Source organism: Pedobacter petrophilus (genome assembly GCF_009674725.1).
GTDB lineage: Bacteria > Bacteroidota > Bacteroidia > Sphingobacteriales > Sphingobacteriaceae > Pedobacter > Pedobacter petrophilus.
Window position 1 is genome coordinate 64766 of the sequence record NZ_WKKH01000015.1, and the last position, 25980, is coordinate 90745.

At 37.8% G+C, this 25980-nt stretch carries 21 protein-coding genes and 1 pseudogene; 11 read left to right on the forward strand and 11 right to left on the reverse strand.

Annotated features, from left to right (window positions below; translation table 11 throughout):
• Position 1: 1 nt before the first annotated feature.
• From GJU39_RS11650 to GJU39_RS11660, 3 genes are all read right to left on the reverse strand, one after another.
• Positions 2-1525 carry a rhomboid family intramembrane serine protease gene (locus GJU39_RS11650; protein WP_154280973.1) on the reverse strand — a complete coding sequence of 508 codons (1524 nt, stop codon included), beginning with the start codon at positions 1523-1525 and terminating at the stop codon, positions 2-4.
• 13 nt (positions 1526-1538) lie between these two features.
• Entirely contained in the window at positions 1539-2285 is a 747-nt protein-coding gene (locus tag GJU39_RS11655) for a class I SAM-dependent methyltransferase (RefSeq protein ID WP_154280974.1), read from the reverse strand.
• Positions 2286-2403: 118 nt separating this feature from the next.
• Positions 2404-5589 carry a S41 family peptidase gene (locus GJU39_RS11660; RefSeq protein ID WP_154280975.1) on the reverse strand — a complete coding sequence of 1062 codons (3186 nt, stop codon included), beginning with the start codon at positions 5587-5589 and terminating at the stop codon, positions 2404-2406.
• A gap of 170 nt (positions 5590-5759) precedes the next feature.
• On the opposite strand from GJU39_RS11660, the gene GJU39_RS11665 reads away from it, so the two are divergent.
• From GJU39_RS11665 to GJU39_RS11685, 5 genes are all read left to right on the forward strand, one after another.
• On the forward strand, positions 5760-7031 hold the full coding sequence (locus GJU39_RS11665) for a glycosyltransferase family 4 protein (protein WP_245227825.1): 1272 nt from the start codon (positions 5760-5762) through the stop codon (positions 7029-7031).
• Positions 7032-7040: 9 nt separating this feature from the next.
• The gene (locus tag GJU39_RS11670; protein ID WP_154280977.1) at positions 7041-8132 is read left to right on the forward strand and encodes a PDDEXK nuclease domain-containing protein; all 1092 of its coding nucleotides are present in this window, start codon (positions 7041-7043) and stop codon (positions 8130-8132) included.
• 1 nt (position 8133) lies between these two features.
• Positions 8134-8880, forward strand: coding sequence for a glycosyltransferase family 2 protein (locus tag GJU39_RS11675; RefSeq protein ID WP_154280978.1), 747 nt, complete (start codon positions 8134-8136; stop codon positions 8878-8880).
• Between the two features lie 3 nt (positions 8881-8883).
• Positions 8884-9576 (forward strand): hypothetical protein, encoded by a 693-nt coding sequence (locus GJU39_RS11680; protein WP_154280979.1) that lies wholly within the window; start codon positions 8884-8886, stop codon positions 9574-9576.
• Positions 9577-9648: 72 nt separating this feature from the next.
• The gene (locus GJU39_RS11685; protein WP_154280980.1) at positions 9649-10209 is read left to right on the forward strand and encodes a type 1 glutamine amidotransferase domain-containing protein; all 561 of its coding nucleotides are present in this window, start codon (positions 9649-9651) and stop codon (positions 10207-10209) included.
• 68 nt (positions 10210-10277) lie between these two features.
• Here GJU39_RS11685 and GJU39_RS11690 read toward each other — a convergent pair.
• From GJU39_RS11690 to GJU39_RS11700, 3 genes and pseudogenes are all read right to left on the reverse strand, one after another.
• Positions 10278-11320 (reverse strand): annotated as a pseudogene (locus tag GJU39_RS11690) (hypothetical protein).
• 123 nt (positions 11321-11443) lie between these two features.
• Entirely contained in the window at positions 11444-12634 is a 1191-nt protein-coding gene (locus tag GJU39_RS11695) for a serine hydrolase domain-containing protein (protein ID WP_167515678.1), read from the reverse strand.
• Positions 12635-12665: 31 nt separating this feature from the next.
• Complete coding sequence (locus GJU39_RS11700; protein ID WP_154280982.1) at positions 12666-13583, reverse strand: lysophospholipid acyltransferase family protein; 918 nt, start codon at positions 13581-13583, stop codon at positions 12666-12668.
• A gap of 672 nt (positions 13584-14255) precedes the next feature.
• Here GJU39_RS11700 and GJU39_RS11705 point away from each other — a divergent pair.
• The 4 genes from GJU39_RS11705 to GJU39_RS11720 are packed head-to-tail and all read left to right on the forward strand — an operon-like array spanning position 14256 to position 18485.
• Positions 14256-16697 (forward strand): TonB-dependent receptor, encoded by a 2442-nt coding sequence (locus tag GJU39_RS11705; RefSeq protein WP_154280983.1) that lies wholly within the window; start codon positions 14256-14258, stop codon positions 16695-16697.
• A 37-nt stretch (positions 16698-16734) separates the two neighbouring features.
• On the forward strand, positions 16735-17379 hold the full coding sequence (locus GJU39_RS11710; RefSeq protein ID WP_245227826.1) for a thiamine phosphate synthase: 645 nt from the start codon (positions 16735-16737) through the stop codon (positions 17377-17379).
• A gap of 54 nt (positions 17380-17433) precedes the next feature.
• On the forward strand, positions 17434-17994 hold the full coding sequence (locus GJU39_RS11715) for a thiamine pyrophosphokinase (RefSeq protein ID WP_154280985.1): 561 nt from the start codon (positions 17434-17436) through the stop codon (positions 17992-17994).
• Positions 17991-18485 carry a GNAT family N-acetyltransferase gene (locus GJU39_RS11720; protein ID WP_154280986.1) on the forward strand — a complete coding sequence of 165 codons (495 nt, stop codon included), beginning with the start codon at positions 17991-17993 and terminating at the stop codon, positions 18483-18485. Before GJU39_RS11715 ends, GJU39_RS11720 begins: the two co-directional genes overlap by 4 nt.
• Positions 18486-18581: 96 nt before the next feature.
• Here GJU39_RS11720 and GJU39_RS11725 read toward each other — a convergent pair whose 3' ends face one another.
• The 4 genes from GJU39_RS11725 to GJU39_RS11740 all read right to left on the reverse strand — a co-directional run bounded on the left by GJU39_RS11725 (position 18582) and on the right by GJU39_RS11740 (position 24071).
• Positions 18582-19880, reverse strand: coding sequence for a M20/M25/M40 family metallo-hydrolase (locus tag GJU39_RS11725; protein WP_154280987.1), 1299 nt, complete (start codon positions 19878-19880; stop codon positions 18582-18584).
• A gap of 19 nt (positions 19881-19899) precedes the next feature.
• Positions 19900-21732: a M61 family metallopeptidase gene (locus GJU39_RS11730; RefSeq protein WP_154280988.1), complete on the reverse strand. Its 1833-nt coding sequence runs from the start codon at positions 21730-21732 to the stop codon at positions 19900-19902.
• Positions 21733-21872: 140 nt separating this feature from the next.
• Positions 21873-22622 carry a hypothetical protein gene (locus GJU39_RS11735; protein WP_154280989.1) on the reverse strand — a complete coding sequence of 250 codons (750 nt, stop codon included), beginning with the start codon at positions 22620-22622 and terminating at the stop codon, positions 21873-21875.
• A 324-nt stretch (positions 22623-22946) separates the two neighbouring features.
• Entirely contained in the window at positions 22947-24071 is a 1125-nt protein-coding gene (locus GJU39_RS11740) for a DUF4407 domain-containing protein (protein WP_154280990.1), read from the reverse strand.
• Between the two features lie 127 nt (positions 24072-24198).
• Here GJU39_RS11740 and GJU39_RS11745 point away from each other — a divergent pair, with 127 nt between their 5' ends.
• Both GJU39_RS11745 and GJU39_RS23895 read left to right on the forward strand, forming a co-directional pair.
• Entirely contained in the window at positions 24199-24516 is a 318-nt protein-coding gene (locus GJU39_RS11745; protein WP_154280991.1) for a rhodanese-like domain-containing protein, read from the forward strand.
• A 213-nt stretch (positions 24517-24729) separates the two neighbouring features.
• Complete coding sequence (locus tag GJU39_RS23895; RefSeq protein ID WP_342448204.1) at positions 24730-24927, forward strand: DUF6358 family protein; 198 nt, start codon at positions 24730-24732, stop codon at positions 24925-24927.
• On the opposite strand, the gene GJU39_RS11750 is transcribed toward GJU39_RS23895, so the two are convergent.
• On the reverse strand, positions 24905-25936 hold the full coding sequence (locus tag GJU39_RS11750; RefSeq protein WP_154280992.1) for a dipeptide epimerase: 1032 nt from the start codon (positions 25934-25936) through the stop codon (positions 24905-24907). The genes GJU39_RS23895 and GJU39_RS11750 overlap by 23 nt on opposite strands.
• Positions 25937-25980 lie beyond the last annotated feature (44 nt).

Here is a 25980-nt window from a genome sequence, read left to right on the forward strand (position 1 = left end):
ATTATTCGTAGAGAATGGTAAACATTTCTCCTAATGCATTGGAAGTTTGTTTACTGTATTTATAAGTACTATCGCCTTTTATATCTCTGTACATCAGCATTACAGCACGTAAAGAAACTTGGCTGAGCTTTTGTTTTCTAGCACGTTCTTTAACATCTTCCTTTTTAAGCACTAAGGTGTTCATTTCCTTAATGATTTCTAAGTTATTTTTCATAGGCGTAATCCCATCTTCCTGAATAGATTTTAGCTTAGCATCTTTTGGTAAGTCAATTTTTAAAGTGGTAATTGCATTTAAATATCCCAGGTTACTGTTAAACTTTAAGCATAACTTTTTAAACTCTTCAGTTTGGTATTTCGGACTAAAAAAAATGATTCCCGCAGAGAATAGCAATACCAATAGCGATGCTGCCCCGTATCGTACCCGGCTATTAAAGAAAGACGCCGCGTTTAATTTAAAGGTAAGCAGGTAAGTGATCAGAAATCCCGAAATAAAGCCGCCAATGTGTGCAGCATTATCTACCCGTTTTCCAAAAGAACCGTTTATTAGTACTAAAGCAGAAACAATTAACGTACTAATGAGGAGCGCCTGCGTAGCTTTGCGTTCGAATGTTTTATTGATTAGCAAGGCGATGAAAGCGCCATACAAGCCCATAATTGCACCCGATGCGCCCATCATTACTGCTTCTTGATGAAAAGTTAAACTCACTAAACCTCCGCAAATTCCGCTTAGTAAATAAATAAAAAGGAATTTTTTCCAGCCGAGTTTATTTTCGATCATCAGGCCCAAATAGATGAAGGCATACATATTGAACAAGATATGCGATACAGAACCATGTATAAACTGGTAAGTGATTAATCGCCAGTATTGGCCGTTCAAAACAGTGTTTCTATGATTAACTCCGAGGTTTAAGGTGAAATTTTTTGCGCGATCTGCCAAAGCAGCGCTGTCTAAATTGCCATGTTGAGTAATGAGTAGATACCTGAAATAAACAACTGAAATTAAGAGTATGGCAATAAAATAAAGAATATTTACAATCACCAGAACTGGTGTAACGGTGTAACCCTTTTGCGGTAAAAACAGATACAGCACATTTTTGATCTTGTTTTTAGTGGCTAAAGGCGCTTTGTCGAAATAAGAATCATCTTGTTCTGCTAAGATAGCGTGAAATTTTGTTAGCCTATCTTCCCAAACACCTTTCAGGTGAAACTCTACATATTCAAACTCATGAAAAAACTTATCAAAGTTCAACTCATTTTTTCCATAATCATTAAATAACATTTGAATGCCAACACATTCACTTTTAACAACAGCGAATTTCCCATGAATTCTTATTGAAATTTCTTCACTGTAAGATTGAAAGGAAATTGGAGTATAGGCTATTAATCCGCTTTCGGAAAGATGGCTAAGCTTCCAGCCGAGGTTTTCAATCGCTTGCTGTGCAATGATTAAGTATTTATCTGCAGGAAAGTCTGCCAGCGGAATAAACTTTTCAACTTTTGGTGAGTAACCCCAACTAATTGACATAAATAGAGCGAAATTATTTTTTCGCTACTAAGATAATATATGGGGATAGATTTTTGCTCTCGAAAGGAATAATCTTGGTAAATATTTTACCGGTTAACCAAACTGCTTTTTTGAATAACCGAACGGCTACTGGTTTCTTGCTTTCATCTTCCAGCCAAACACTAAAACGCCCGAAGTAACCAGACTCAACATTTTTTAATCCCGCTTTTTCGCAAATTGATTTTAGCAATGCAGGATCCATACTATTAATATTGTGTTTATCATAGTTTTCCTTATCGAAGTTTTTCTGAAACCAACCATTAACCGCTTTAAAATTTGGCAGCGTAATAAATAAAGTACCACCAGGTTTTACAAAGGAAATGTGACGGTTAATAATATCAGCCGTATCGTTAAAATGCTCAATTAAGCCGCAGCTAAGCACTAAATCATACTGTTTTTCTGGCTGATAGCTAAACAAATCTGTTTCAATGATGTGAATGTCTTGCTCGTTTAATCCATTTTTTTTCAGCAGCTCATTCACTACAGGGGGGTGTACGAAGTAATCAAGCAAAGTCACTTCCAGGTTTAGAAATTTCTTTAAAAACACGGCATAGTATCCGGGAAACCCCCCTAATTCTATGGCTGTTTTAACCTTGCCCTGCTCAACAATTTCAGCCAGTTGATGATGAAATAAATAATTCTCCGGAAGTTGAACCGCGAGCCCTTTTTTACGTTCCCAATAATTTACCCAAAAAGCCCTGTCGGTTAATAAATTTGCCATGTTTTAAATAATTCCAACTCCAAAGAAACGGAAATTCGAGAGATAATTATAAAATTTGTCACGTTGCGCTTGTCGAAACACCAGAAAACTGCTTGACAAGTGCTGACTAATATCCCGCTTATTTCAAATCCTTTAAAATTTCGGCGACTGCTCTTTCCAGCTGTGGATCTTGATCAGCCAGCCGATCTTCAAAGGTATTTTTTACAAAAATATCAGGCTTAACGCCTTCGCTTTCCAGGTTCTTACCGTCCATTGTATAGCAACCCCAAGATGGTAAACGGTACGAGGAACCATCAACCAAACCTTTTGCAGAGGTAAAAATAATCCAGCGGTAAGTTTCCGTTCCAATGATTTTCCCAAGCTTTAATTGCTTAAAGCCAGCTGCCGTCATCTCAGCATCGCTTAAAGATTGCTCATTCACTAAAAGCACAATCGGTTTTACTGCCGGACCGAAATTACTTTGAGGAGCTAGCTTTCCGCCACGGTATTTCCACTGTAAATAGGGGCGTTGGGATAAGAACTTTAACACCTCATCATGTACATTTCCACCGGTATTGTACCGAAGATCTAAAATAATAGCTTCTTTATTTTCCTCCTGTTCAACCATATCGAGCAAGAAAGTTTCCAGTTCACCACCTGTCATATTTTTCATGTACGAATAGGCAATCCTATTGTTTCCCCATTTATCAACATTTTTCCTGTTATTGCTAATCCACTCATCGTATAGGTTCCCCCTCAAAGTACCAGCACCCTCTGGATGTAGGTTTACGAAAACCTGCTTGCCTTTTCTGTCAAAAGTTAAGGTCATTTCCTGGTCTAATGAGGGTTTGCTGAAATAGTAATCGCGGTCGATCTTCTCCTCTACTTTTACACCATTTACTTCTGTTAAAATATCGCCAGGCAAAATATTCGTGCCGGCATGTGCTGCATTACTTTTGGCAGCAATCCGTTCTACTTTTAACGGGTTTTCCTTGTCGAAAATAATGCCTGTTTCATTCGTGGTATAATTTAGGTTTTTACGTTCTTCTGCACCAGCACTATTAAAGCCCATATGCGATGAATTTAGCTCTCCCAGCATATCATTAAGTAAAATCCGTAAATCGCTTCGGTTGTTTACATAAGGCAAGTATGCAGCATAACGGGTTCTCATTTTACCCCAATCTACCCCATGAAATTTCTCATCATAAAAATTTTCATCTAAGCCTACCCAGGTTTCATAAAACATTTGGTTAAACTCTGCATTTAAATTCCTGGTGAATTTATATCCCTGATCAATTTTATCAAGCTTATTAGATTCCAGACTGTATTTATTAATCACCCCGCGCGATAGCACAAAGAATTTATCGCCAGCCTGAACAATAGAATAATCGCCGCCATCGGCAACTTTCTCTGTTTTTTTTGCCTCAAATGGTTCAATGGTTGTCCGGTAAAGCCCTGGTGCACCACCTTCATGGTTCGAAGCGAAAAAGATATAGGTTTTATCTCCTTTTGCAAAAACATCAACGCCAAACTGACCACCGAAATTTGGCCCAACCAGTTCAATTCTATCTAAAATATTTTGTGTATTAATGGTAATTACGCTTGCTGGTTTAGGCGTTGGCTTAGCTGCCAGCTTCCTGGAAGTATCTGCTTTAGCCTTTTTAGCTTTATCGTTAACAACTTCTGGTTTAACTTCTGATGGTTTCGTTTCTTTAAACAGATCATCAAATTTATCAGAACGGAATGGCTCATCGTAATTATTCAGGGCCATGCGATAAAGGTGTGCATTTGCCGCTCCTACAGGATAGGATGGCTGAGTTCGGGCACTGGTGAAGAAAATATATTTCCCATCCGGAGACCAGGTAGGATTGGTTTCGCTAACACCAGTATTGGTTAGGTTAATGGTTTTATTTCCTTTAATATTATGAACTACAAGATCCTGCTCAAAGTTTTTATAGACGGTAAACAGTACATATTCATCATTTGGTGAAAAACTGGGAGAAGAATTTTGTATAGCCCAAAACTCATCTGTTACCAGTGTTTTGCTTTCAAAAGATTTCAAATCTAAAATCTTCAGCTCATTTCGGCCACTTAAGTAAACTGCCAGCGTTTTCGCCTTATTCAAAGCAATATCCCGATTGTTTGCCTTATCTTTTGTAAGCTGTTTAACTATTCCTTTGCCATCTCCGGTAATCGTAAACCAGTTTTGATAACCGTTTGCGGTTTGACTGAATAAAATCGTTTTATTATCAGCAAGCCATTTACACTCCATTGCCCGTTCTCCACTATTGGTTATTTTGCGGATAAATTTCCCATCAGCATCACTTACAAAAACCTCGCCTCTGGATACAAAAGCAATCTTTCTCCCATCTGTTGAGGCATCAAATGCAGAAATATTTCCCTTAACATCATACTCCTGTTCTTTGCTCAGCACCTGATTTCTTGATGTGCTGATGGCTACTTTTTCAGTTTTTTTCGAAGCCACATCATAGGTATATAACTGGTAATCTTTCTCAAAAACTACCGTAGTTCCATTGGCTGATACAAATGGCCGCTTAATAGAAGTATCAAACTGAGTAAGGCCTGTTTTCTTTTCATTAATAAAGGTGTATAAATTGTATTCCTCATTGCCTTCATCCGATACGAAAAATACATTTCCTTTCTGATCGATGGTGGTCCAGAAATCTTTCCCGATATAGTCGGTATAACGTTTGTAAGCTTTCGTTTTTGGGTTGTAAGATTGAATATCAGGGTTATAGGCACCTTTGTAATGCTTTCTGTTTGGAAAGCGATAACTTTCCCAGGTATCATTAAAATATAAAGCACCATCTGGCGATTCGGCGATATGATGGGTGGTATTAAAGTAGTTATTAAATAAGCGTGTTGGGGTACCACCCGTAACACTTACCTGATAACTTGAAAAAGAATTATATCTTCCAGAGGTAAAATATATTGTTTTTGAATCCCAACTCCAGTTATCTACCTCATCAGCAGCATCATTAAAGGTTAATTGCTTTATGTCTCCACCGGCCAATGGCATTACGTAAACATCATTATTCCCAAACTGATTAGACGAAAAAGCTAACCATTTGCCATCTGGCGAAATTTTCGGGTTAATTTCTTCTCCCTGCATTCCTGTAATCCGGGCTGCTACACCGCCCTTTACCGGAACTTTCCAGATATCACCATCATAACTAAATACTATTGTTTGCGCATCGGGCGTTAAAGCAGGGTAAGAAGCAAAGTAAGTTTGGTTTTGCGCAAATGATTGCCTAGGCAACAAAAAAGAGATTGCTGCGAGTAATTTCAATAAGTTTTTAATCATGGTTTTTATTTGTTGGTTTTAGAAAGCGCAACTAGAACTGATTAAAATTTTAAATGATTATTTCGATTGTCAAAAGCTTCATCCTGCAATTAAATGGCAGTAAAAATATAAGGGTGAAATTACACAACAGATTTAATATTCGTAAACAATAAAATGTATTTTTGATTGATTTGAAAGTAATACACCTAAATACCTACGATGGGAATGGCGGAGCAGGAAGAGCCTGTTTACGCTTAAGCGATGCCTTAACGGCAAATGGGATTGACTCAAAGGTTTTAGTATATTATAAATTTGGGCAAAATCCAAAAATAGATACTTTCTCAAAATCCCCTATTCAAAAAGCAAAAGCAGTTTATAATATTTTATCAGAAAGATATTATGCAAAATGGTTAAGCAAATCAGTAAAAACACCCTTTAGCTTGCAGTGGTTTGGCCGCTCGATCAAAAATCATCCGGCAGTTAAAAACGCAGATATTATACATTTACACTGGATTAACCATGGTTTTTTAACTCCTAAATTTTTAGCAGAGCTGGATGAATTGGAAAAACCCATCGTTTGGACCTTTCATGATAGCAATGCCTTTACCGGAGGATGTCATGTTCGTTACGGATGTGAAAACTTCCATCAGCAATGCGGTAACTGCCCGATATTAAAAATTAGCAATAATGATGATTTTTCTCATAAAACCTGGTTGCGTAAACAAAAGGCCTATACTAAGCTTAACTTTCATATTATAGCCCCGAGTAACTGGATGGCCAAATCGGTGAAGTTTAGCAGTTTACTCGGCACCAGAAAAGCATCGGTGATTCCCAATACGATCGAAACAAAAATATTTAAACCTTATGTTAAATCAGAAGCAAAGAAGATTCTAAAAATCGATCCGGAAAAATTTGTATTGATGAGCGGTTTCATGCCATCTAAAAATGATAAACACAAGGGCACGCCTTATTTAATTGAAGCTTTAGAAATTTTATCCCGCCGCTCCGGAATTAAAAAAGAAAACATAGAACTGGTTATATTTGGCAACAAGGATAATGCAGAAATGCCAGAATTTCCTTTTAAAACCACCTTTTTAGGCACCATTAGTAATGATGAACATTTAGCGAAATGTTATTCTGCCGCTGATGCTTTCATCACCCCATCATTAGAAGATAATTTACCCAATACGGTAATGGAAAGTTTGGCCTGTGCCACACCGGTAATCGCTTTTACAACCGGTGGAATCCCGGATATGGTAAAGCACATGCAAAACGGTTACCTGGCGGCCTATGAAAATGCAGAAGATTTGGCCAACGGCATTGAATGGTTGTATCATCGCCCGAATAAAGAAGAACTCCAAAAAGCAGCACGGTTAAGTATTTTAACTCATTTTTCGGAAGAGGTGATTGCGGCAGAGCACATTCATTTATACGAAACATTAATTGATTTACAGCCAAAGTAATCATAAGCTATGGAACTATCTAATAACCATCTGGACAATATAAAAGCTTTGAAATCGGCGATTCTTCAAAGTCGCTACCGAGCTGCCGCATTGGTTAATAAAGAACTTTTAACGCTTTACTTCGCCGTTGGAAAATTCATTTCACGTAAAATTGAGGAAGAGAAATGGGGAGCAAAAGTTATCGAAAATCTTTCATTCGATTTGCAGCTTGAGCTCCCGGGGTTAAGAGGGTTTTCAGCTACAAACATGAAACGCATGAGGCTGTTTTTTGAGTCGTGGGAAGATCAGTTCCTAATTAGTCCGTTAGTGACGGCCAAATTAGAAGTAATTGATTTACAAGAGATTACATTTAGACCGTCAGTGACGGCCAAATTAGAAAATAGTTTTTTAAATGTAAGTTTCACCCATCATATTGAGGTTTTACAAAGTACAAAATCATTAGAAGAAAGAATATTTTACATCCAGAAAACAGCATCAGAATTTTGGAGTTTAAGTACATTAAAGAACCACCTTAACAACCAGACTTTTCAAAAAACAGGCAGTTTGCCAAATAACTTTTCAAAAACGATAACAAACGACGAAATAAGACAAAAAGCATTACAATCATTTAAGGATGAGTATTTACTGGATTTCATTAATATTGAAGATAATGATGAAAAAGACGAAAGCGTATTAGAGAGCGAAATCGTTCAAAATATCAAAAAATTCTTAATGTCTTTAGGATCAGATTTTGCTTTTATTGGAAATCAATATCGCTTAATTGTTGAAGATGAAGAGTACTTTTTAGACCTCTTATTTTTTAATCGCCGTTTACAATGTCTCGTTGTTTTCGAATTAAAAACCGGTAAATTTAAGCCTGAATATATGGGTAAAATGAACTTTTATTTATCAGCTCTGGATGAGTACGTTAAACAACCCCATGAACAGCCTTCAATTGGGATCATTCTTTGCAAGGAAAAGAAAAACAAAGTAGTAGAATTTTCTTTCAGAGATTTTAACAAGGCAATGGGTGTTTCAACCTACAAAACAAGCACCGTTTTGCCAGCCGCATACAAAGGTGTTTTACCTGATGTAGAAACCTTAAAAAAACTAATGGATTAGTATGCCTAAATTAACCATCATTACCATTGTGTATAATAACGTTCGGGATATTGAACGAACAATCAATTCTGTTTTAAATCAAACCCATAAAAACATCGAATATATTGTAATTGATGGTAAATCTACTGATGGCACACTGGAAATTGTACAACGCTATCAGCACCAGATTTCAAAAATTGTTTCCGCGCGGGACAAGGGCATTTATGATGCCATGAATAAGGGCCTGGCATTAGCAACAGGCGATTATGTTTTGTTTATGAATTCTGGCGATGAACTTTATGATGAACAAACTGTAGAAGATGTTTTTGAATCGGCTGCGGGTGCAGATATTTACTATGGTGAAACAGAAATGTATAACGACAACTGGGAAAGTTTAGGCCGCAGGCGTCATGAAGCTCCGGAAGTTTTCAATTGGAAAAGCTTTCAATATGGTATGAATATCAGTCACCAGGCCATTTACATTAAACGAAGTATTGTTGAGCCTTACAACCTAAAATATAAATACAGTTCTGATATCGACTGGATTATTAAAGCCGCTAAAAAATCTTCTAATATTGTTAACGTTCACCGCTACGTTGCTAAATATTTAGTGGGTGGCATGAGCAAGAAGAAACACCGGGAAAGCCTGAAAGAACGTTTTGATATTTTCACCAAGTACTACGGATTAATTCCTAATATTCTCAACCATGTTGTGATTGCCGGCAACCTGGCTTTCTATTTTGTAAAGCACAGGAGAACGAATGATTAGGTGATGAACGAAGAAATTAAAGAATTACTTTTTTATTATAAACAAGAAAGGGATTTGATTGATTCGATTATTGTGGAAGATCTGATCGATTTTGATTACCAGTCAGTACATCTAAATTCAATCACATTAAACAAGATTAAACGTAAAATCAGCTTATTGGAAAAACTGATCAATCCGAAAACTGCAGAGATAGAAGATCAAAAACGGGCCATTGATTCAGCTTTGAAAATGATCAATTCAACCCACCTGGATAGCCATAAAGACTATATTTCAAGTCAAATTGATCAAAAACTTGATATTTTAAACAGCTATAAACCTGCATATTTTAATGATGGCCAGGAATTCGATGATGCAATATTTGATCTGGTTGAAAGTAAAATTCAAGGTTTCATTTTTCATCTAAAAAAATCTGATGATATTGCGCTTATCTTTAGCAAAAACAATGAGGAATTATGCATTTCAATTAAGAAAGTTAAAAAACTAAAAAAGAAATATATTTTAGAAAAAAGTGCCAGAACAGCACTTAAAGCCATTGGCTTTAAAAAAGTAAAAGAGCTTAATTCTTTAATTTATCATTACGATTTAAGTGATTTCAAAGATTCCATTTTTATCAAAACTATTGTGAGCAGAGTGATTTATGATGCTTTCCAATTTCAAACTTTTGATAACCCAACTATTCTTGAAATATTACCTTAATCTCAATTTTTAAAAACTAAATTTCCCTCATAGTTGTCTTAAATACATCACTTATTTAAAACAGAAAAGATTATGGGACAATTAAGTAACCGCACTATTGCTGTACTTTCAGAAAGCGGGTTTGAAGAAGTTGAATTAACCGAACCAGTAAAAAGGTTAAAAGAAGAGGGCGCAACCGTTCACATCATCTCCTCAAAAAGTGGAAAAATCAAAGCCTGGGATCAGGATCATTGGTCGATTGAAGTTGATGTAGATAAAACTATTTCAGAGGCGAACGCTGAAGATTATGATGGCTTACTTTTACCGGGTGGGGTAATTAATCCAGATCAATTGCGTGTAAATGAAGATGCAATTGCCTTTGTAAAATCTTTCTTTGCAGATGGAAAACCTGTTGCAGCCATTTGCCATGGTCCGCAGACTTTAATTAATGCAGATGTGGTAGAGGGCAGAAAATTAACCTCTGTAAAAAACATTTCGAAAGATTTAATTAATGCGGGTGCCTTATGGAGTGATGAAGAAGTAGTAGTAGATCAGGGTTTGGTAACCAGCAGAACACCAGAAGATTTACCTGCTTTTAATGATAAAATTGTAGAGGAATTTGCCGAAGGCGTACATGATGGGCAGCATGCCTAAACGTTTTTAGACGCTCTTTCTAGATTCACTCAAAAAGCGGTTGGTAATTTTACCAGCCGTTTTTAGTTTTATAGCTTCACTTGCCTGATGATGTTTTTGATATTTAATTCAATAATATCTGTCATGTTTTTACATTTCAAATAATTGGTTTCTTTAAAATAATCGCTCATGCCCTGTTTCAAAATGGCTATATTTTCTGGTGTGGTTAATTCTTCTTTATTGGATACATCCCGAAGATCTGTTAAGCGATGGCGCTCACTCCTTACCCGATGTACAATTGAAGAACGCTCTTCCTGCTGATACTGCAATACTGTTTTTTCTGTAAGCTGCTCCATGCTCATCTTTACATAAGGCAGATTCTCTTAAAAAACTGAGGTAAATAGACTTTCAAATTTCCCTCATAAAACTGCTGATCAAAATCTATCGCGCGAATCCTAAATTGGATATCATCAAAATCCGGGGTAATCTGCACTACGAAATTATATGCCCTCATATCGCCTAATAACATAATTAAACAACGTTCATTAAACTTTACAAATTCCTTTGCAATTCTCGTCGGGTTAAATTCCGGCGTATATAACTGGCCTTTCGTAAATACATCACCCGGAATACCGGCAACATGTTCTTCTACTAATGTTTCACCATCAACCAGGTAATTAACCTGATTTGGCGATAGAATTTCTTCCATTTCTAAACCATAAATACGCGATGCATCAGCTTTTTTGATGTAGAAATAATCGTAAACATCATTAAGCCGGTTTACAATTCTGATTCTAAACGGATGTGTATTCCCAAAAGTGCAGTATTCTATTTTATCGATATATTTATGTTCTACAATACGAAGATTTCCGGAAGCCTTCAGGTTAGCGTAAATCTCTTTCAAACCATTATGTAAGGTTTCAATCAAATCCTGCGCATAAATGGGTCCCTCCCAAAGTGAATCTTTACCAAATTTATCCATTAACGGGAAAGCTTCGTTAAACTGCATCAAATCATTATAACCGATTGGCAATTTTGCTTCACGCTGGTACTTGCGCAAATATTTTTGTAATGCTGGCGTAACCGGAAAAATTGGTTTCTTTTTAAGGATTTTTACGTCTTCGTTTTCCATTCAGAAGCAATGTAGCATTTTAAATTTTTAACCGCAAAGAATTTAAGGCAAACGCAAAGGACACAAAGCCAGTTATCAGAACTTAACTCGTTTCGCGAAAACTTGGTGTTATCTGCTGTTAAATCACCAGTCAAGATCGCTAAATGGCAAGCCCGCCAAATATCTGCTGATTTTTCGATAAGGGTAATCGCCAGCGCCATGTTCGGAGAACTGAACGATAATAGTATTTGTTTTTGGGTCTGCATATAGTCTTTGTCCACGCATGCCCTCAGCCGCAAAATCACCTTTTTCACCCGCTTGTGGAATCCACCACAGATAATGATGTGCAGATTTCTGCCAGCCTTTTGCAGATGCAGGTACTTCACTTCCTATACTCACAGATTGTTTTACCCAGTCTTCAGGCACCACCTGGTCATCATCGAATCTTCCACCATTAAGGTACAAACGCCCTACTTTAGCCCAATCTATTGCGGTTACCTGAAACCGGCTAGCGGTATTGGCTAAACCACCTTTCTGATCCAAACCCCAGGTAGCGAAGTGTTCAGTTCCTATTTTTTTCCAAATTTTTTCCTCAAAATAGTTCGACAAGCTTTTTCCAGTCGCCCGTTCTATTACCCAACCCAGTAAAATTGGATCGATACTTTTATACTTCCAAACGGTGCCGGGTGTATTTGCCAGTTTCACCTTTAAAAGTTCGGCCCGCATATCGTGGGTGTAGTAGTACCTGGCCTCATCAGATAAAAATGCCTTAACCATTCCACCCAATGCGTCATGAAATTCCAAACCAGATTTCATCTCTAAGAGATGTTTCAAAGCAATGTGTTTAAAAGCAGGATTAGCTTTCAATTCGGGGATATAATCCGTTACATTTTGACTTAAACTCTTGATCGTGCCATCTTCCAGCGCCTGACCTAAAAGAATAGACACCATACTTTTAGCGCCCGAAAACACCGTGGTTAAAGTAGTATCTGTATACCCATCACTGTATTTTTCGTAGATAATGCTATCATTTCTTATCACCAGAAAAGCATTGAGCCTGCCCTGTTTAAAGTAATCCTGAAAGGGAATAGATTGACGATTGCCATCGAGAACAGGAAAGCTATCCAGATCATTTCGCTTCTCTTTTGGTCGGATAAAATGAAAAGCAACATCACTTTTATGAACAGTATCCTGAGGAAAAGCCTGATAAGTTTTGGCATCTGGCGTACGGTACCAAAGTACGCGGATTAAGTATGGCTGCCAAATAAACAGGCAGGCAAAAAATAAAATAAGTAAAAGAAAAAAGTAAGTAGCTGCTCTTTTAGCGATTTTCATTGGTCTCATTTATCTGAACAAAGATAAAAGATTAGGCTTGCTGGCGATATTCGAAGTTAGATAAAGTTGCCGACTTCGCACTTGGCTTATACTTCCATCGCCTGTGGCTCCATAACCAATATTCAGGTTTTTCTCTAATAATTTCTTCCAGCAAACGGGTGTGCATTTCTGTAATTTCAAATTCTTCAGTTTCTGCTGGTTTTAAACATAGCGGAATACAATCTACTTCGTAATAACCCCTCTTTATTACATTCACTTTGAAGTAAAAAATGGGCCGATTGGATTTTCTGGCAATCTTTTCTATGCCAAGCTGAATGGATGCCTGTTGATGTAAAAAACTGGTCCAGTAGTGAGATTCATCTTTCGCCGGTGCCTGATCGTTTCCAAAACTAAAAATGCTTGGCTTACCCTTGCTGGCAGCTAAAGCCCGCATGGTTTGGCGCATGGCTACTAATCTGTTCCCAAACCGGCTCCGGATTTTTTTAAACCAGTTGTCGAAAACCGGATTGCTTAATGGCTTGTATATTGGATAATGATCGGCTTGAAAATTCAGACCAATGCCAACTGTACCCCATTCCCAATTTCCGTAATGTGCAGAACAAACCAACACACTTTCACCGCGATCTAAATATTCCTGCAGCTGGCCCTTATTATGAAAGATGAAACGCTTCTTTATTTGTTCGGCTGAAAGGCTGTTCATTTTCAAAATTTCAAACATAAGTGAAGCCAGGTACCTGAAAAATTTCTTTTCGATTTGAACAATCTCTGGCAATGATTTTTCTGGTAAAGCACTTAAAAGATTTTCGCGAACAACTTTCTTACGGTAACCAAACACATGGTAAAGTAAAACGTGAGTAACATCAGCCAGCAAGTATAAGATAGGTAGTGGCAATAAAGACAATCCGCCTAAAAGAAATTTTCCCAAATGGGAACTGCTCTTTTTAATCATATCAGATTAATTTATTTTGAAAAAAAAATAGACCACCAGAAAAATCTAAAAAATTTAGCTTTCGAATTTCTACGGATTATTTAATGAGCATCATTTATAACGCAGAAAACAGTTAATGATCCCTGCGTTAACCAGATGATTTTCATGCAAAATTAATATGGGATCAAAAATCAACTGCCATAAAAATGTTAGATTTTCTAAATGGAAAGTGGTTTTAAACTCGCGTGACAGAAATCGACTGCTATGATTAATTTTAATTACACAACTAAAATGTTAGCTTTAAATGCGCGGGTAACATCTCTTTTTAGTACAGATAGCCAAATCCATAAGATTGAACGTTATTACAAAATCGATTATTCAGATTCAAACTTAATATTATAACATATTTCGATCAATAACGCAGTTATTTTTCTACATTTGCTCCATCATTGGGGGTGCCTTGTTTATATAAACACAAAAACAGGCTGAGATCATACCCATTTTGAAGCAAAAAGAGAAAAGAATAAAGCTAAAAGCTTTGGTAAATCGCCAGGCTTTCACCTTTTATCTTTAAGCCTTAAGCTTTAAATGCACCTGATCCGGGTAATGCCGGCGTAGGGATTGGAGTTATGGAAGTTTAACTTAAATCGGGAGAACCCCTATTTCCGATAGGTTTAACTAAAAACAAAAATATTGAAGACTTTACTTTTTGCAGCGCTTGTTGCTTTCCTGCCTTTCTTTGCATTGGCACAAAACTCTGTTACCGGGCAAGTGACGGACAATAATCAAAACGCCTTACCGGGGGCAACCATCAAAATTAAAAACCAGCGAACGGCGGTACTGAGTGATGGGAGTGGCAATTACACATTAAGCAATTTATCAAACGGAAATTATACCATTCTGGTCAGTTACGTTGGTTATAAAACACAGGAAAAGTCTGTTACGCTTGCTGGAAACACGGTATTAAATTTCACTTTGGTTCAACAGAATTTCCTGGCAGATGAGGTGATCGTTCGCGCAACAAGGGCAAATGAAAAATCAGCTACCACTTATAAAAACGTAACCAAAGCAGAGATCGAAGAAAATAACTTTGGGCAGGATTTACCTTTCATTCTTCAAAACACACCCGGGGTGGTGGTTAATTCTGATGCAGGTGCAGGGGTAGGTTACACCGGAATTCGCATCCGCGGAAGCGATAACAGCCGAATTAATGTAACAGTAAACGGGATTCCTATTAATGACAGTGAAAGTCAGGGGACTTTTTACGTAAACATGCCAGATTTTGCTTCATCTGTGGATAATATTCAGATTCAACGCGGCGTAGGTACCTCTACCAACGGTGCAGGTGCTTTTGGTGCCAGTTTAAATATTCAGACTACGGCGAGCGAAACAGAACCCTATGCAGAGGTAAACAACACTTACGGAAGTTTCGATACCTGGAAAAACACCGTAAAAGTAGGTACGGGCTTAATTAATAATCGCTTTAGTTTTGATGGCCGTCTTTCCAGAATTAGTTCTGATGGCTATGTAGATAGAGGCGCTTCTTTATTGAAATCTTATTTCCTTTCGGGTGCATATCATGGGAATAATGATTTGCTGCGGTTTAATGTTTTCGCAGGAACCGAAAAGACTTACCAATCGTGGAATGGCATTCCCGAATCCCGTTTAAATAATGATATTGCCGGCATGCAGGCCTACATTGATAGAAATGGTTTGGGCACTGAAGATGCGGCGAACTTGCTCAATTCCGGTCGCAGGTATAATAGTTTCACTTATAATAATCAAACTGATAATTATTGGCAAAATCATTATCAGATGCTTTACGCAAGGCAATTTTCTGATAAGTTCTCCTTTAACGGGGCTTTGCATTATACCAAAGGCGAAGGCTATTACGAAGAATTCAGGGTTGACAATAAACTTAGCGATTATGGTTTGAGTCCGGTTACCATTGGCGGAACAACCATCACCAATACAGATCTGATCCGCAGACGCTGGTTGGATAATGATTTTTACGGCGTTACTTATGCGTTTAATTACGTACCAGAAAAAAACTTAAACTTTACCCTTGGTGGCGCATACAATGAATATAAGGGAGCACATTTCGGACAAATTACCTGGGCACAATACGCATCGAACGGAAATATAGACCGCCACTATTATGATAATGAAGGTTTCAAAACTGATTTTAATATTTATGGCAAGGTAAATTACAGTCCTATTGAAGCATTAAGCTTATTTGCCGATTTACAATACCGAAGGGTTTATTATGACATCGCCGGAACAGAGAATAAATTAAATACCCTCGCCATCAATGATCGGTTAAATTTTTTCAATCCAAAGTTAGGTGCCACTTATTTCCTCAACACAGAAAGCAATTTATATGCTTCATTTAGTGTGGCCAATAAAGAGCCAAACCGCGATGATTATGTTGATGCTGCTGCTGGTGTTTTCCCAAAATCAGAACGCTTAAATGATGTTGAACTGGGTTATCGTTTCAAAAATAATCGCGTTAATTTTGGGGCCAATGCTTACGGAATGTTCTATAAAAACCAATTGGTAGTTACCGGAAAAATTAATGATGTGGGTGGAAATTTCCGTCAGAATGTAGATGATAGCTATCGTTTAGGTATAGAGCTGGATGGTTCGTATACCATCAATAAATCTTTTGCACTGAATGCAAATGCAGCTTTTAGCAGGAACAAGATCAAAAATTTTACAGAATATTATGATGACTACGATAACGGCGGACAAGTAGTTAATAATTATTCATTAACAGATATTTCTTTCTCGCCCGCGGCTGTATTGTTTGGCGAATTTGTTTACAAACCAGTAGCAGGCTTCGCTATTGCTTTGCAAAGTAAATATGTAAGTAAACAATATTTAGATAACACCCAGAATAACGAGAGAACCTTAAACGGATATTGGGTCAACAATGCCCGTTTAGGCTATAACTTTAAATTTGCAGGCGTAAAGAACATTAACCTGGGCTTATTGGTCAATAACCTGCTTAATAAGAAATACGAAAGTAATGGCTACACTTATGGCTATCTGTCTGGGGGAAGCAGAATTACTGAAAACTTTTATTATCCACAGGCAGGCACCAACTTTTTGCTTAATTTAAATGTGAAGTTTTAGATGAGACAAAAGTTAAGAGCTTAAAGACTAAAGCGAAATGACTATTTTTATAGCGATGAAATACATAGAGAAACTCCATTATATTACGCACGACATTCCACACTTAACGCACATTGATCAAGTGCAGCTGGCCTGCGAAGCTGGCGCGAAGTGGATTCAATATCGCTGCTTAAGTAAAACAGACGAGGAGCTTTTGACCGATATTCACGCCATTGCCGAAATTTGCGATGATTGGGGCACAACCCTAATCGTTACAAACCACATTCATTTAAACGGCAAAGCCGATATACAAGGTTTTCACATAGAAGATATGAATGCAGATTTTATCGCTTTGCGTAAATTAGTTGGCGATGATATTACTTTAGGAGGCTCGGCCAATACAATAGAGAACTTAATCAGGCTGGCAAACGAAGGCGCTGATTATGCAGGCTTTGGTCCTTTTGCCGATACGAAAACTAAACCTAACAATTTTTCGCTTTTAGGAATAGATGGGTATTCAAGTGCAATAAGAAATCTAAGTGATTTAAAAATGCCGGTACTGGCTGTGGGTGGTATAAAAATTTACGATATAGAAGCGCTTATGCAAACCGGAGTTTATGGAATAGCCGTTTCTGGTGCAATAAATTTTGCAGATGATTTCATTCAGGCTTATCAGGATTTTTATGAGGCAGTAAAAGGATAGAAAACGTTCTTGTCTTGATACTCACTTCTTGATACTATTTTTTATCTTCGCATTATGTCATCACACCACATTGTAAAAGAAAAACAAGAACCTGCTTTATATATTGATGAGCTTGGGAATTTTAATGAAGAACTTTTGGGGCAGCTTTTGGAGTGGAGCCCAACGCTTTTAGTGAATGGGGAAAATTACGATAAAATCTTTTCCTTAGGCTTAAAAGTTGATGTTTTGGTTAATGGAAGTACGGAAGATGTTCAGGAAGATACAAAGATTATTCAAGGTCCGGTTGATGCATTAATGGTAGCCATTAACTATTTATACGAAGAGAAATATCCGGCGGTAAATGTGATTACACGGAAGTTTGATTTAGAAAAATTTGCCGGTTTCGAAGACCAGATCAACCTTGTTGTATTTACCGAAAAAGCAAAGCATTATCCTATAAAGACTGGTTTTTCCGTTTGGAAACCGGCAGGAAGCCAGTTTTTGATTCACGGAAACCGATACCTCGAAGTAACGAATTTAACGCAAACGGAAGAAGAGATTTTTGTAGTGGTGAATGATGGTTTTGTTGAATTTACATTTTCAGGTCAACCAATTTACATCAGCGAACCGTTATGATTACCCTTCGAAAAGCCAAAGAACAGGATATAGAAATAATTCGGGATATTGCTGCTGCAACCTGGCCGTCAACCTATTTAGAACTCATTGGTCAGGAACAAATTGACTACATGCTGGAAAAAATGTATAATAAAGGCGAATTGTTAAATCAGTTTTTGAGCGGACACCTTTTTATAATTGCAGAAGATAATGAAAACCAATACGGCTTTGCCGGATATTCTATTATAGATCTGGAAGCTAAAATTTACAAACTCCACAAGCTTTATGTAATGCCATCTGCACATGGTAAAGGCGTAGGTAAAATTCTCATAAATGAAGTTTTTAATCAGGTGAAAGAAGCTGGCGCATCTGCTTTACAACTGAATGTAAACAAGCACAATAAAGCTAAAGATTTTTACCTGAAAGGAGGCTTCAAGATTAAGGAAGGGGTAAAAATCGACATCGGCGAAGGATACTTCATGGATGATTATGTAATGGAATACCGGTTTTAATCTTTCTTTAAATAGAAAAGCCGCAAATCGTCAGTTTAACACTGCGCATTTGCGGCTTTTTTATGCTCTTGATATTGAAATTAACAGATAAACAGATTATTTTAATTTAGGAATTCTGGTTGGTGTATCTGTTCCGTCTATAATGGAAGTTGCGCTCTTTGCAATCGCCTTAACGGTTGATAAGATATTTTCCACATCCAATGTACTGTATTCATCTTTTACAGTATGGTAAAATTTATCTACATCAATCTGATCGGTACTAATGGTATGCGCCGGAACGCCTAATGCAGCTAAAGTTGCATTATCACTTCTATAAAACAAATTCTGCTCGGTATATGGATCCGGGTGGAAAGTAAACGCTGTGCCTGCAAGATTCTTCTGTAAGATTTTCCCGAAATCTGATTTATCGTAACCCGTAATGAACGCTGTGTTTTTACCGAACTTAGAATCTTTACCAATCATCTCGATATTAAACATAGCTACTACTTCATCAGGATTCAGTTTGCTCGAAAAATACTTTGCACCAAATCCGCCAATTTCTTCAGCCGTAAAAGCGACAAAGATTAAGGTACGTTCGTTATTTTTCTTTGCTTTATAATACTTAGCTAAAGCAATCATCGCGGTTGTTCCAGAGGCATCATCATCTGCTCCATTGGCAATGCTATCTCCATCTACCGTTTTAAGGGCACCCAAATGATCGTAATGACCAGAAAAAACCACCAGTTCTTTAGCCTTTGATTTTCCGGGAATCATTCCTGCTACGTTAAACAAAGGCATTTTCGAAACTTTGCTTTTCAAGGCTACATTAAAATCTGCAGCGTCATTAGTCCCCAATACGAAAACCTGCACATTAGGTGTGCTCATATCTTTCTCATCGATCGTTACCGGCTTATCAAAATAGCTTTTGTAACGTTTAAAATTCTCTGCAAACTTAGCATCAACCAAAACCACCTGATTTTTCCCTGCAGACATCATTGCCCGGAACTGGTTCACAAAGGGTTTTTCAGGATCTAACTTTACAACAGCAGTGTTCGATTTATCTAAAGTAATATTCTCGGCATTTATTCCAGAGATAATTACATTTTCTGCGGCAATCTCTTTCCCATCAATCTTAATGGATTTACTTTCGCTGGCAACCTGATATTTGTAAAAGGCCTGACGGAAGCCTTTCTCTCCTGCTAATGGCTGCAAGCCAATCTTTTTAAATTCTGATTCAATAAAAGTCGCAGCTTTATCTATGCCAGGTGTGAAAGTTGCACGACCTTGCATTTCATCACTGCTTAAGGTTTTGATAAGAAGATCGGTATATTCCCGGGTAATGATCTTGTCGATATTTTGCGCACTCAGCTGCAAGCTTGCCATTCCGGCCAGGGTTAAAAGGAAGATTTTCTTCATGGATTCTTGTTTTTTGTACTTATTTAGATTTCACCTGCGAGTTTAGCCAATTATCTCTGAAAGTTTGCATGGCTGGCGTTAATGTTCCACCAGTTTTTTCTATTGCTACAATTTCCAAAGCCGGGTTTTCTGCAAGCGTTAATGTTGTTGTTTTTTGTTCGCCGCGATAAAGATAAGTAATGGAAATGGCATCGCCGGGTTTATGCGCTTCAGTAACAGCATCAATATCTGCAACGGTATTAATCTGTTTTCCATCTACGGTTAAAAGTACATTATCAATATCTAAACCCGCAGCGTAAGCTGGTGATCCAATCAGCGTTTGTGGCAGAATTACTTTTCCATTCACTACATTTAGCCGGCCGAAGCCAGTATATGCCTTCCCCCGGTTTGCTTTTTGAAGTACAAAACCTGCATTTAACAGCAACTTTGCATAATCGTTTTTCTCTGTTCCGTAAATGTATCTTTTGAAGAAATCTTTCGCAAAAGCTGGGTTCCTGGTTAGTTCTGCTAATGTTTTTTCTAAATCCGGAACAGTGTAGGCAATCTCTGGCTTACCATAAGCCTTCCAAAGTGCCCGCATATAATCGTCTAGCGTAAGTTTAAATTCTGAGCGTAAACGGAGATCTAAAGCCAAAGCTGTTGCTGCGCCATAAGTATAATAAGAAAGGAAAATATTCGCTTTATTTGTTTGATCAATCGCTACGCCGGCATCGGCAAATACCGCATAACGACTTGCCTGGATGGGCGAAAAATCCTTCGCTCCCGGTGTATTCAAAACTGAATTCACCATTCCGGTGAAAGCCTGAATGGAATTATCTACCGTTTTTAATCCGGATCTGGTCAGTAATAAACCGCCATAATATTGTGTAAATCCTTCTGCCAGCCAAAGCTCATCACTCACATTGGAATGCTCAAAGTTAAAAGGCTCTAATGTTTTAGGGCGAAGACGTTCTACGTTCCAGCTATGGAAATATTCATGAGAAAAAGTTCCCAATAAGTTAGATTCATAACCTTCAATTTTAGGTGTACGCTGCACAATTGAGGTAGCGTTTCTATGTTCCATTCCGTCACCGGCATTGTCCGGGTATACATCATCCAGAAAGTAATAATTTCCATAATCATAGGTAGGAAATTCTCCCCAAACGGCAAAATGCTCATCCACCATTTTCTTAAGCATTTCAGCATAATTATCAATAGTGGCTTGCGTATCGTTTGAATGTGTAATCAGGTGAATGGTTTGTGCCTTTCCATCTTTGTTTTTCACTTCCCATTTGGCCGTTTTATAATCTGCAATTTCTACCGGACTATCCATAAAATATTGAAGATTAGCCGCATAAAAACTATTTTTACCCATAGGCTTTAATTGGGTGGCTACTTTCCAGTTTTGTTTATCAGCATATTTAAATTCAACCAAACGCGCACGGGCATCCATCCCCACCGGGAAAGCAAAAGTGGACGGAATATTCATGTGCGCATGGGTTTCATCGAAGCCTGCATAAGTACCATCTATCCAGTTTCCAAATACCGTATAGGTTACTTTTACGCTTTTGCCGTGGCCCGGAATTTCATATTCATCACCGGCAGGTTGATTAACAGTTAAAGATTTTCCATTCTCGTCAAAAACTTTGAGGTGATAAACATTTTTGCCAAACTCATGTGTCGCATATCGCCCGGGAGATGAGCGGCTCATCCTCACTTTCAAAATACCTGATGGAACATTTGGAATTTCCATGGCAATTTCAGCTTCATGATGGATCACATTAGGGAACGATACCCTGTAACTGATCTCATTCTGGGCAAAAACGCAAAGCGAAAGCATACTAAATAAAGTAGTGCCGAAAATTTTCTTCATAAAAATGGATTTGGTGGGCTTAAATTACAAAAATTCGAAGATCATTAAAACCCAAGCTTGTTATCTTCTTTATTGCAACCTTTAAGAAGAAAGGTCAAGCGATGTTAATAGCACATTATATATTCCGGATGTTGAATATGTTATTTGGGTAAACTATAGGTGATATTGCCTTGCTGATCTAAGAATACTAGTTTTGCTATACCATTAGAATCAACCTTTAGCTGTAAGCGTGGCTTACCCAAGCGGTCAGCAAGAGTTACCATAGCTGTTTTATCATTGTCTTTACCTACAAAGACTCGTTGGGCATAAGCAATCTGGCCATCTTTAGGCTGCATTAGCCTCTTCAGTAATGCATCTTTTTCTTTACCTTCAGGAAGGAGTTGAGCTTTTTTGTACTTAGACCGCCAATCTCTAAAATCAGGTGATGTTTGCCAATCATCGATATGCAGACCTGTATTTTGAGATCCATTTTCGTCAGTATATTTCAGATAAAGAACCTGATTCTGATTATACTGATCAAATGAAAAGTGTCCGGTGGCAGTATATGCTCCAGTACTGTCTTTCCCGCCCCTAAATACAAGCCCTCCATTTTCTGTTCCTTCATCATTATAGAAAATCATTCCTGGTCTTTCACCTCCAGGAATTGGCGGAGTAAATCCTTTTCCATAAGCGAGTACCTCTGGAGAACGACTTTTATTTGAAATTACCATTCGCAATTTGCCATCTTTTTCAACGATATTAATTCGTTCAGCTGAAATTTCTTGAAAATGCGGAATACTTGAACTGTTAAAAGCATACAAACCAGCAATTACAAAAATCGTTGTCACAGTCGCTGCGTACCATTTTAATATTCGTAAATCCTTTTGCATCTTTACTAATTCCTGATTCATACTTTTGAAGGGGGGGTAAATGTTAGGGTGTTGACGTATAAAACGGTGGTCTTAATACACTTAAAATATATCAGCTACTTATGTTAAATATCTGTCCAGCGCGTAATTAGACCTATACTTGAATTAATTGTTACGAATCGCAAATAAGAATTGATGCGCTTGTTATTCACCATTTCTTTAAAAATCAAAAAATAAGGTTAATCTCTCTACATTATCGAAAAACCGTCGTATCCTGATCATACTGATCCCAGGTTAAATTTCCAGGGTTTATAATCATAATACGTAAATTGAATCCTTATTTACCATCAGACTAATCACTCCAAATTACTCCCCGTCCCAATCATATTTTTCTAAATCACGATTGGCTTTTCCTTTAATTATTTCTTTCCGTTTGGATGATTCTGAATCAACGCGGGTTTCATGGATATTATCCGCAACCTCAAAATGGAAATCTTTATCTTTTTTAGATTGATAAATGGAGACTTCATCGCCATCGGAGGTAGCATAATCGTAAGGACCGCGGGCACTCATCAGCTTCACAAATACCGGCAAACATTCAAAAAAGACGAAAAGTAAACCTATAAAAGTTACGGCTGTTGCAGTGTTACTGTCGCTGGTTCCATCTACATTAAACTTTAGCTGACCTAAGGCCCAGTTTCGGTCGGCAAAGCCAGCCAAATCTGCTAAACTATCGAGTTGCTTTTTGGTATAAAGCTTTTCGGTAAATAATCCGTCAAACTGTTTTCGTTTATCTACAAATGATTCTGATCTGTTAATGTTTGCTTTAAGCGAATCCAATTCCACTTCCCGCTGTTTGATTTCGGCTTCTTTACGTTTCGCATACGGCCCATAACCCATCACCCCTGATGTTTCTGTAGTTTTATTTCCGAAAATTTCGAAGTTAAGCTTTTGCCGGTCTGCTTTAATGCCTTTCTCCAGCGAATCTCTGGTGGCTTTCTCCCCGTTCAACCTGCCAAATTCTACCTGGTATTTATTTTCGAAAGCTTTGTTTAAGGTGTCGATTTTAGATCGCTGTCCGTTCAGGTAGCTCACCTTTAAACGCTCCTTAATTTCTTTATCGAAGATTTTTAGTTCAATTGGCCGGGAAATCACCATTCCAATCATAATCGCCAGCAAAATACGTGGCGTAGCCTGTAATAGCTGCTTATTAGTACTCGCACTTTTGTTGATGCTGGACACAATGTACCGGTCCATATTAAAGATGGCAGCTCCCCACAGAAAGCCAAAAATAAGTGCAAAGATTACCGCGAAATCATCACCCTTAAAAACGAAATACATGGCATACCCACCAGAAAGTGCTGCAAATAACCCGGTAAAAAAGATGGTGGCACCAATGCCTGTATATTTGTTTTGCTCTGTTGGATACTTTTCCAGTGTTGGGATGTGTGCACCAGAACAAAACCAGAAGAAACGGTTCAACTTGTCCATTGTAACAATTTATAGTTAAACGCCTAAGGGTTTAAGTTGTTACAGTTGAAAGCAAGATTATATGGCATTTTTTTGATGTTAACCGTAAAATTGAATTCCCTATATTTGCATAAACACAAAAATCAAAATGAAAGAAATATCGGTACAAGAACTAAAAGCGAAAATCGACAATAAAGAAGATTTTCAATTAATCGATGTTCGTGAGACATTCGAATATGAAGTTTCCAACCTTGATGGCGAAAATATTCCGTTGGGAGGGATTTTAATTGAGGCTGATAAGGTTTCGAAAGATAAACCAGTGATTATTCAGTGCCGTAGTGGAAAAAGAAGCGCAGCTGCAGTAATGCAACTTGAAGCTCAATACGGTTATGAAAATTTATATAACTTAAAAGGTGGAATTTTAGCCTGGCAAGAAGCTTTTGATCCAGGTATGCCAGTATATTAATGATAGAAGGAGTGAGTTTTGAATGGGCAAATGTTAGCATGAGGCTTATTAATAGAAAAATGAGTGAATTTTGAGTGAGTGAATGTGATTAGCATGGAACTTATTCAAAATTCATTCATCTTTCTTCTTTCCTGCTCCTTTTAATCATTCTATTATTCTCTCATTTTACCATTCATTCTTTCCTTCTCTCATTAAAAACTCAATCATTAAATTGTGGGTAAAAAATTCGCTTTAAATATCTTTTATAACCTGGCCATCATTCTTTCTATTTTTGGATTGGTTTGGTGTTATAATAATGCCAAATACCTTCCTGCTGGTTTTCTGGTTGGTGTAATTTGCTGCTTGTTTTATTTCAAGTACCAATTATCGAAAGATCTTAGAAAATCTTTTAAAGAAAAAGACCCGAAGTAACGCCTTCCAGGCCTAAGCCAGGTAAATCCTTAAGCATATACTTTCCGTTTTCGAATGGGGGATTGGTAAATGGATTATTCAGTGTTAGCCATGGGCCATCTAAATCTGCCCAATTACACAACGGTGCAAGGGCAGCGGCAGCGAGGGTTGCGCAGCTTGTTTCGCTCATGCAGCCAATCAATACTTTCATTCCGAAAGAACGGGCTTTCAAAATCATTTGATGGCCTTCATACATGCCGCAGCTTTTCATCAGTTTTACATTAATACCGTGATAGGCACCTTTTAAACGGTCCATATCCGATAAACGTTGCACCGCCTCATCTGCCAGTAATGGAATCGGGCTTCTTTCTGTTAACCAGGCATTCCCATCCGGATCATTTTTATCCATGGGCTGTTCAATTAAAACCACCCCCTGCTGATGCAGCCAATAAATTAAGTCGATGGCTTTAATCCGGTCTGTCCAACCCTGGTTAGCATCTACATACAGCGGAACGTTGGTCATGCTGCGAATGGTTTCGATAATTTCCTGATCATTCTCCCGCCCCAGCTTTACCTTAATTACCTTAAACTGCTCTGCATCTTTCAGTTTCTCTCGAATCACTTCCGGCGTATCAATGCCAATGGTATAAGATGTTACAGGCATTTCAGCAAGGTCAGCCCCATAAATTTGATAACAAGGCTTATTTAAAATTTTCCCGTTGATATCGTTCAGCGCAATATCAATGGCTGCTTTAATCGCTGGCTGACCAGGTGCAACAGCATCCAGATAGTCAATAATTTCTTCGAAATTGAAGGGATGACTGAACTGACTTAAGTCTACGTGTTTCAGAAATGCCTGAGCGGTTTCATAACTTTCGCCCATATAAGGCACCATTGAAGCCTCTCCATATCCCAGAATATCTTCATACCGGATTTCAAGCAGCATTAATGGAGTGCTTGTACGGGTAAATTTTGAGATGGAGAAAGGGTGTTTCAAATCTAATTCGAAAGGCTTGCAACTAATCTTCATTATCGATCGTCTATTTATTTAAATCCGGGATTATTACCTTACAA

Bases quoted from the DNA above. Each gene is read 5' to 3' on its own strand.
- GJU39_RS11650 (WP_154280973.1), bottom strand. From the start codon at position 1,525: ATGTCAATTAGTTGGGGTTACTCACCAAAAGTTGAAAAGTTTATTCCG.
- GJU39_RS11655 (WP_154280974.1), bottom strand. From the start codon at position 2,285: ATGGCAAATTTATTAACCGACAGGGCTTTTTGGGTAAATTATTGGGAA.
- GJU39_RS11660 (WP_154280975.1), bottom strand. From the start codon at position 5,589: ATGATTAAAAACTTATTGAAATTACTCGCAGCAATCTCTTTTTTGTTG.
- GJU39_RS11670 (WP_154280977.1), top strand. From the start codon at position 7,041: ATGGAACTATCTAATAACCATCTGGACAATATAAAAGCTTTGAAATCG.
- GJU39_RS11675 (WP_154280978.1), top strand. From the start codon at position 8,134: ATGCCTAAATTAACCATCATTACCATTGTGTATAATAACGTTCGGGAT.
- GJU39_RS11680 (WP_154280979.1), top strand. From the start codon at position 8,884: ATGAACGAAGAAATTAAAGAATTACTTTTTTATTATAAACAAGAAAGG.
- GJU39_RS11685 (WP_154280980.1), top strand. From the start codon at position 9,649: ATGGGACAATTAAGTAACCGCACTATTGCTGTACTTTCAGAAAGCGGG.
- GJU39_RS11695 (WP_167515678.1), bottom strand. From the start codon at position 12,634: ATGAAAATCGCTAAAAGAGCAGCTACTTACTTTTTTCTTTTACTTATT.
- GJU39_RS11700 (WP_154280982.1), bottom strand. From the start codon at position 13,583: ATGATTAAAAAGAGCAGTTCCCATTTGGGAAAATTTCTTTTAGGCGGA.
- GJU39_RS11710 (WP_245227826.1), top strand. From the start codon at position 16,735: ATGACTATTTTTATAGCGATGAAATACATAGAGAAACTCCATTATATT.
- GJU39_RS11715 (WP_154280985.1), top strand. From the start codon at position 17,434: ATGTCATCACACCACATTGTAAAAGAAAAACAAGAACCTGCTTTATAT.
- GJU39_RS11720 (WP_154280986.1), top strand. From the start codon at position 17,991: ATGATTACCCTTCGAAAAGCCAAAGAACAGGATATAGAAATAATTCGG.
- GJU39_RS11725 (WP_154280987.1), bottom strand. From the start codon at position 19,880: ATGAAGAAAATCTTCCTTTTAACCCTGGCCGGAATGGCAAGCTTGCAG.
- GJU39_RS11730 (WP_154280988.1), bottom strand. From the start codon at position 21,732: ATGAAGAAAATTTTCGGCACTACTTTATTTAGTATGCTTTCGCTTTGC.
- GJU39_RS11735 (WP_154280989.1), bottom strand. From the start codon at position 22,622: ATGAATCAGGAATTAGTAAAGATGCAAAAGGATTTACGAATATTAAAA.
- GJU39_RS11740 (WP_154280990.1), bottom strand. From the start codon at position 24,071: ATGGACAAGTTGAACCGTTTCTTCTGGTTTTGTTCTGGTGCACACATC.
- GJU39_RS11745 (WP_154280991.1), top strand. From the start codon at position 24,199: ATGAAAGAAATATCGGTACAAGAACTAAAAGCGAAAATCGACAATAAA.
- GJU39_RS11750 (WP_154280992.1), bottom strand. From the start codon at position 25,936: ATGAAGATTAGTTGCAAGCCTTTCGAATTAGATTTGAAACACCCTTTC.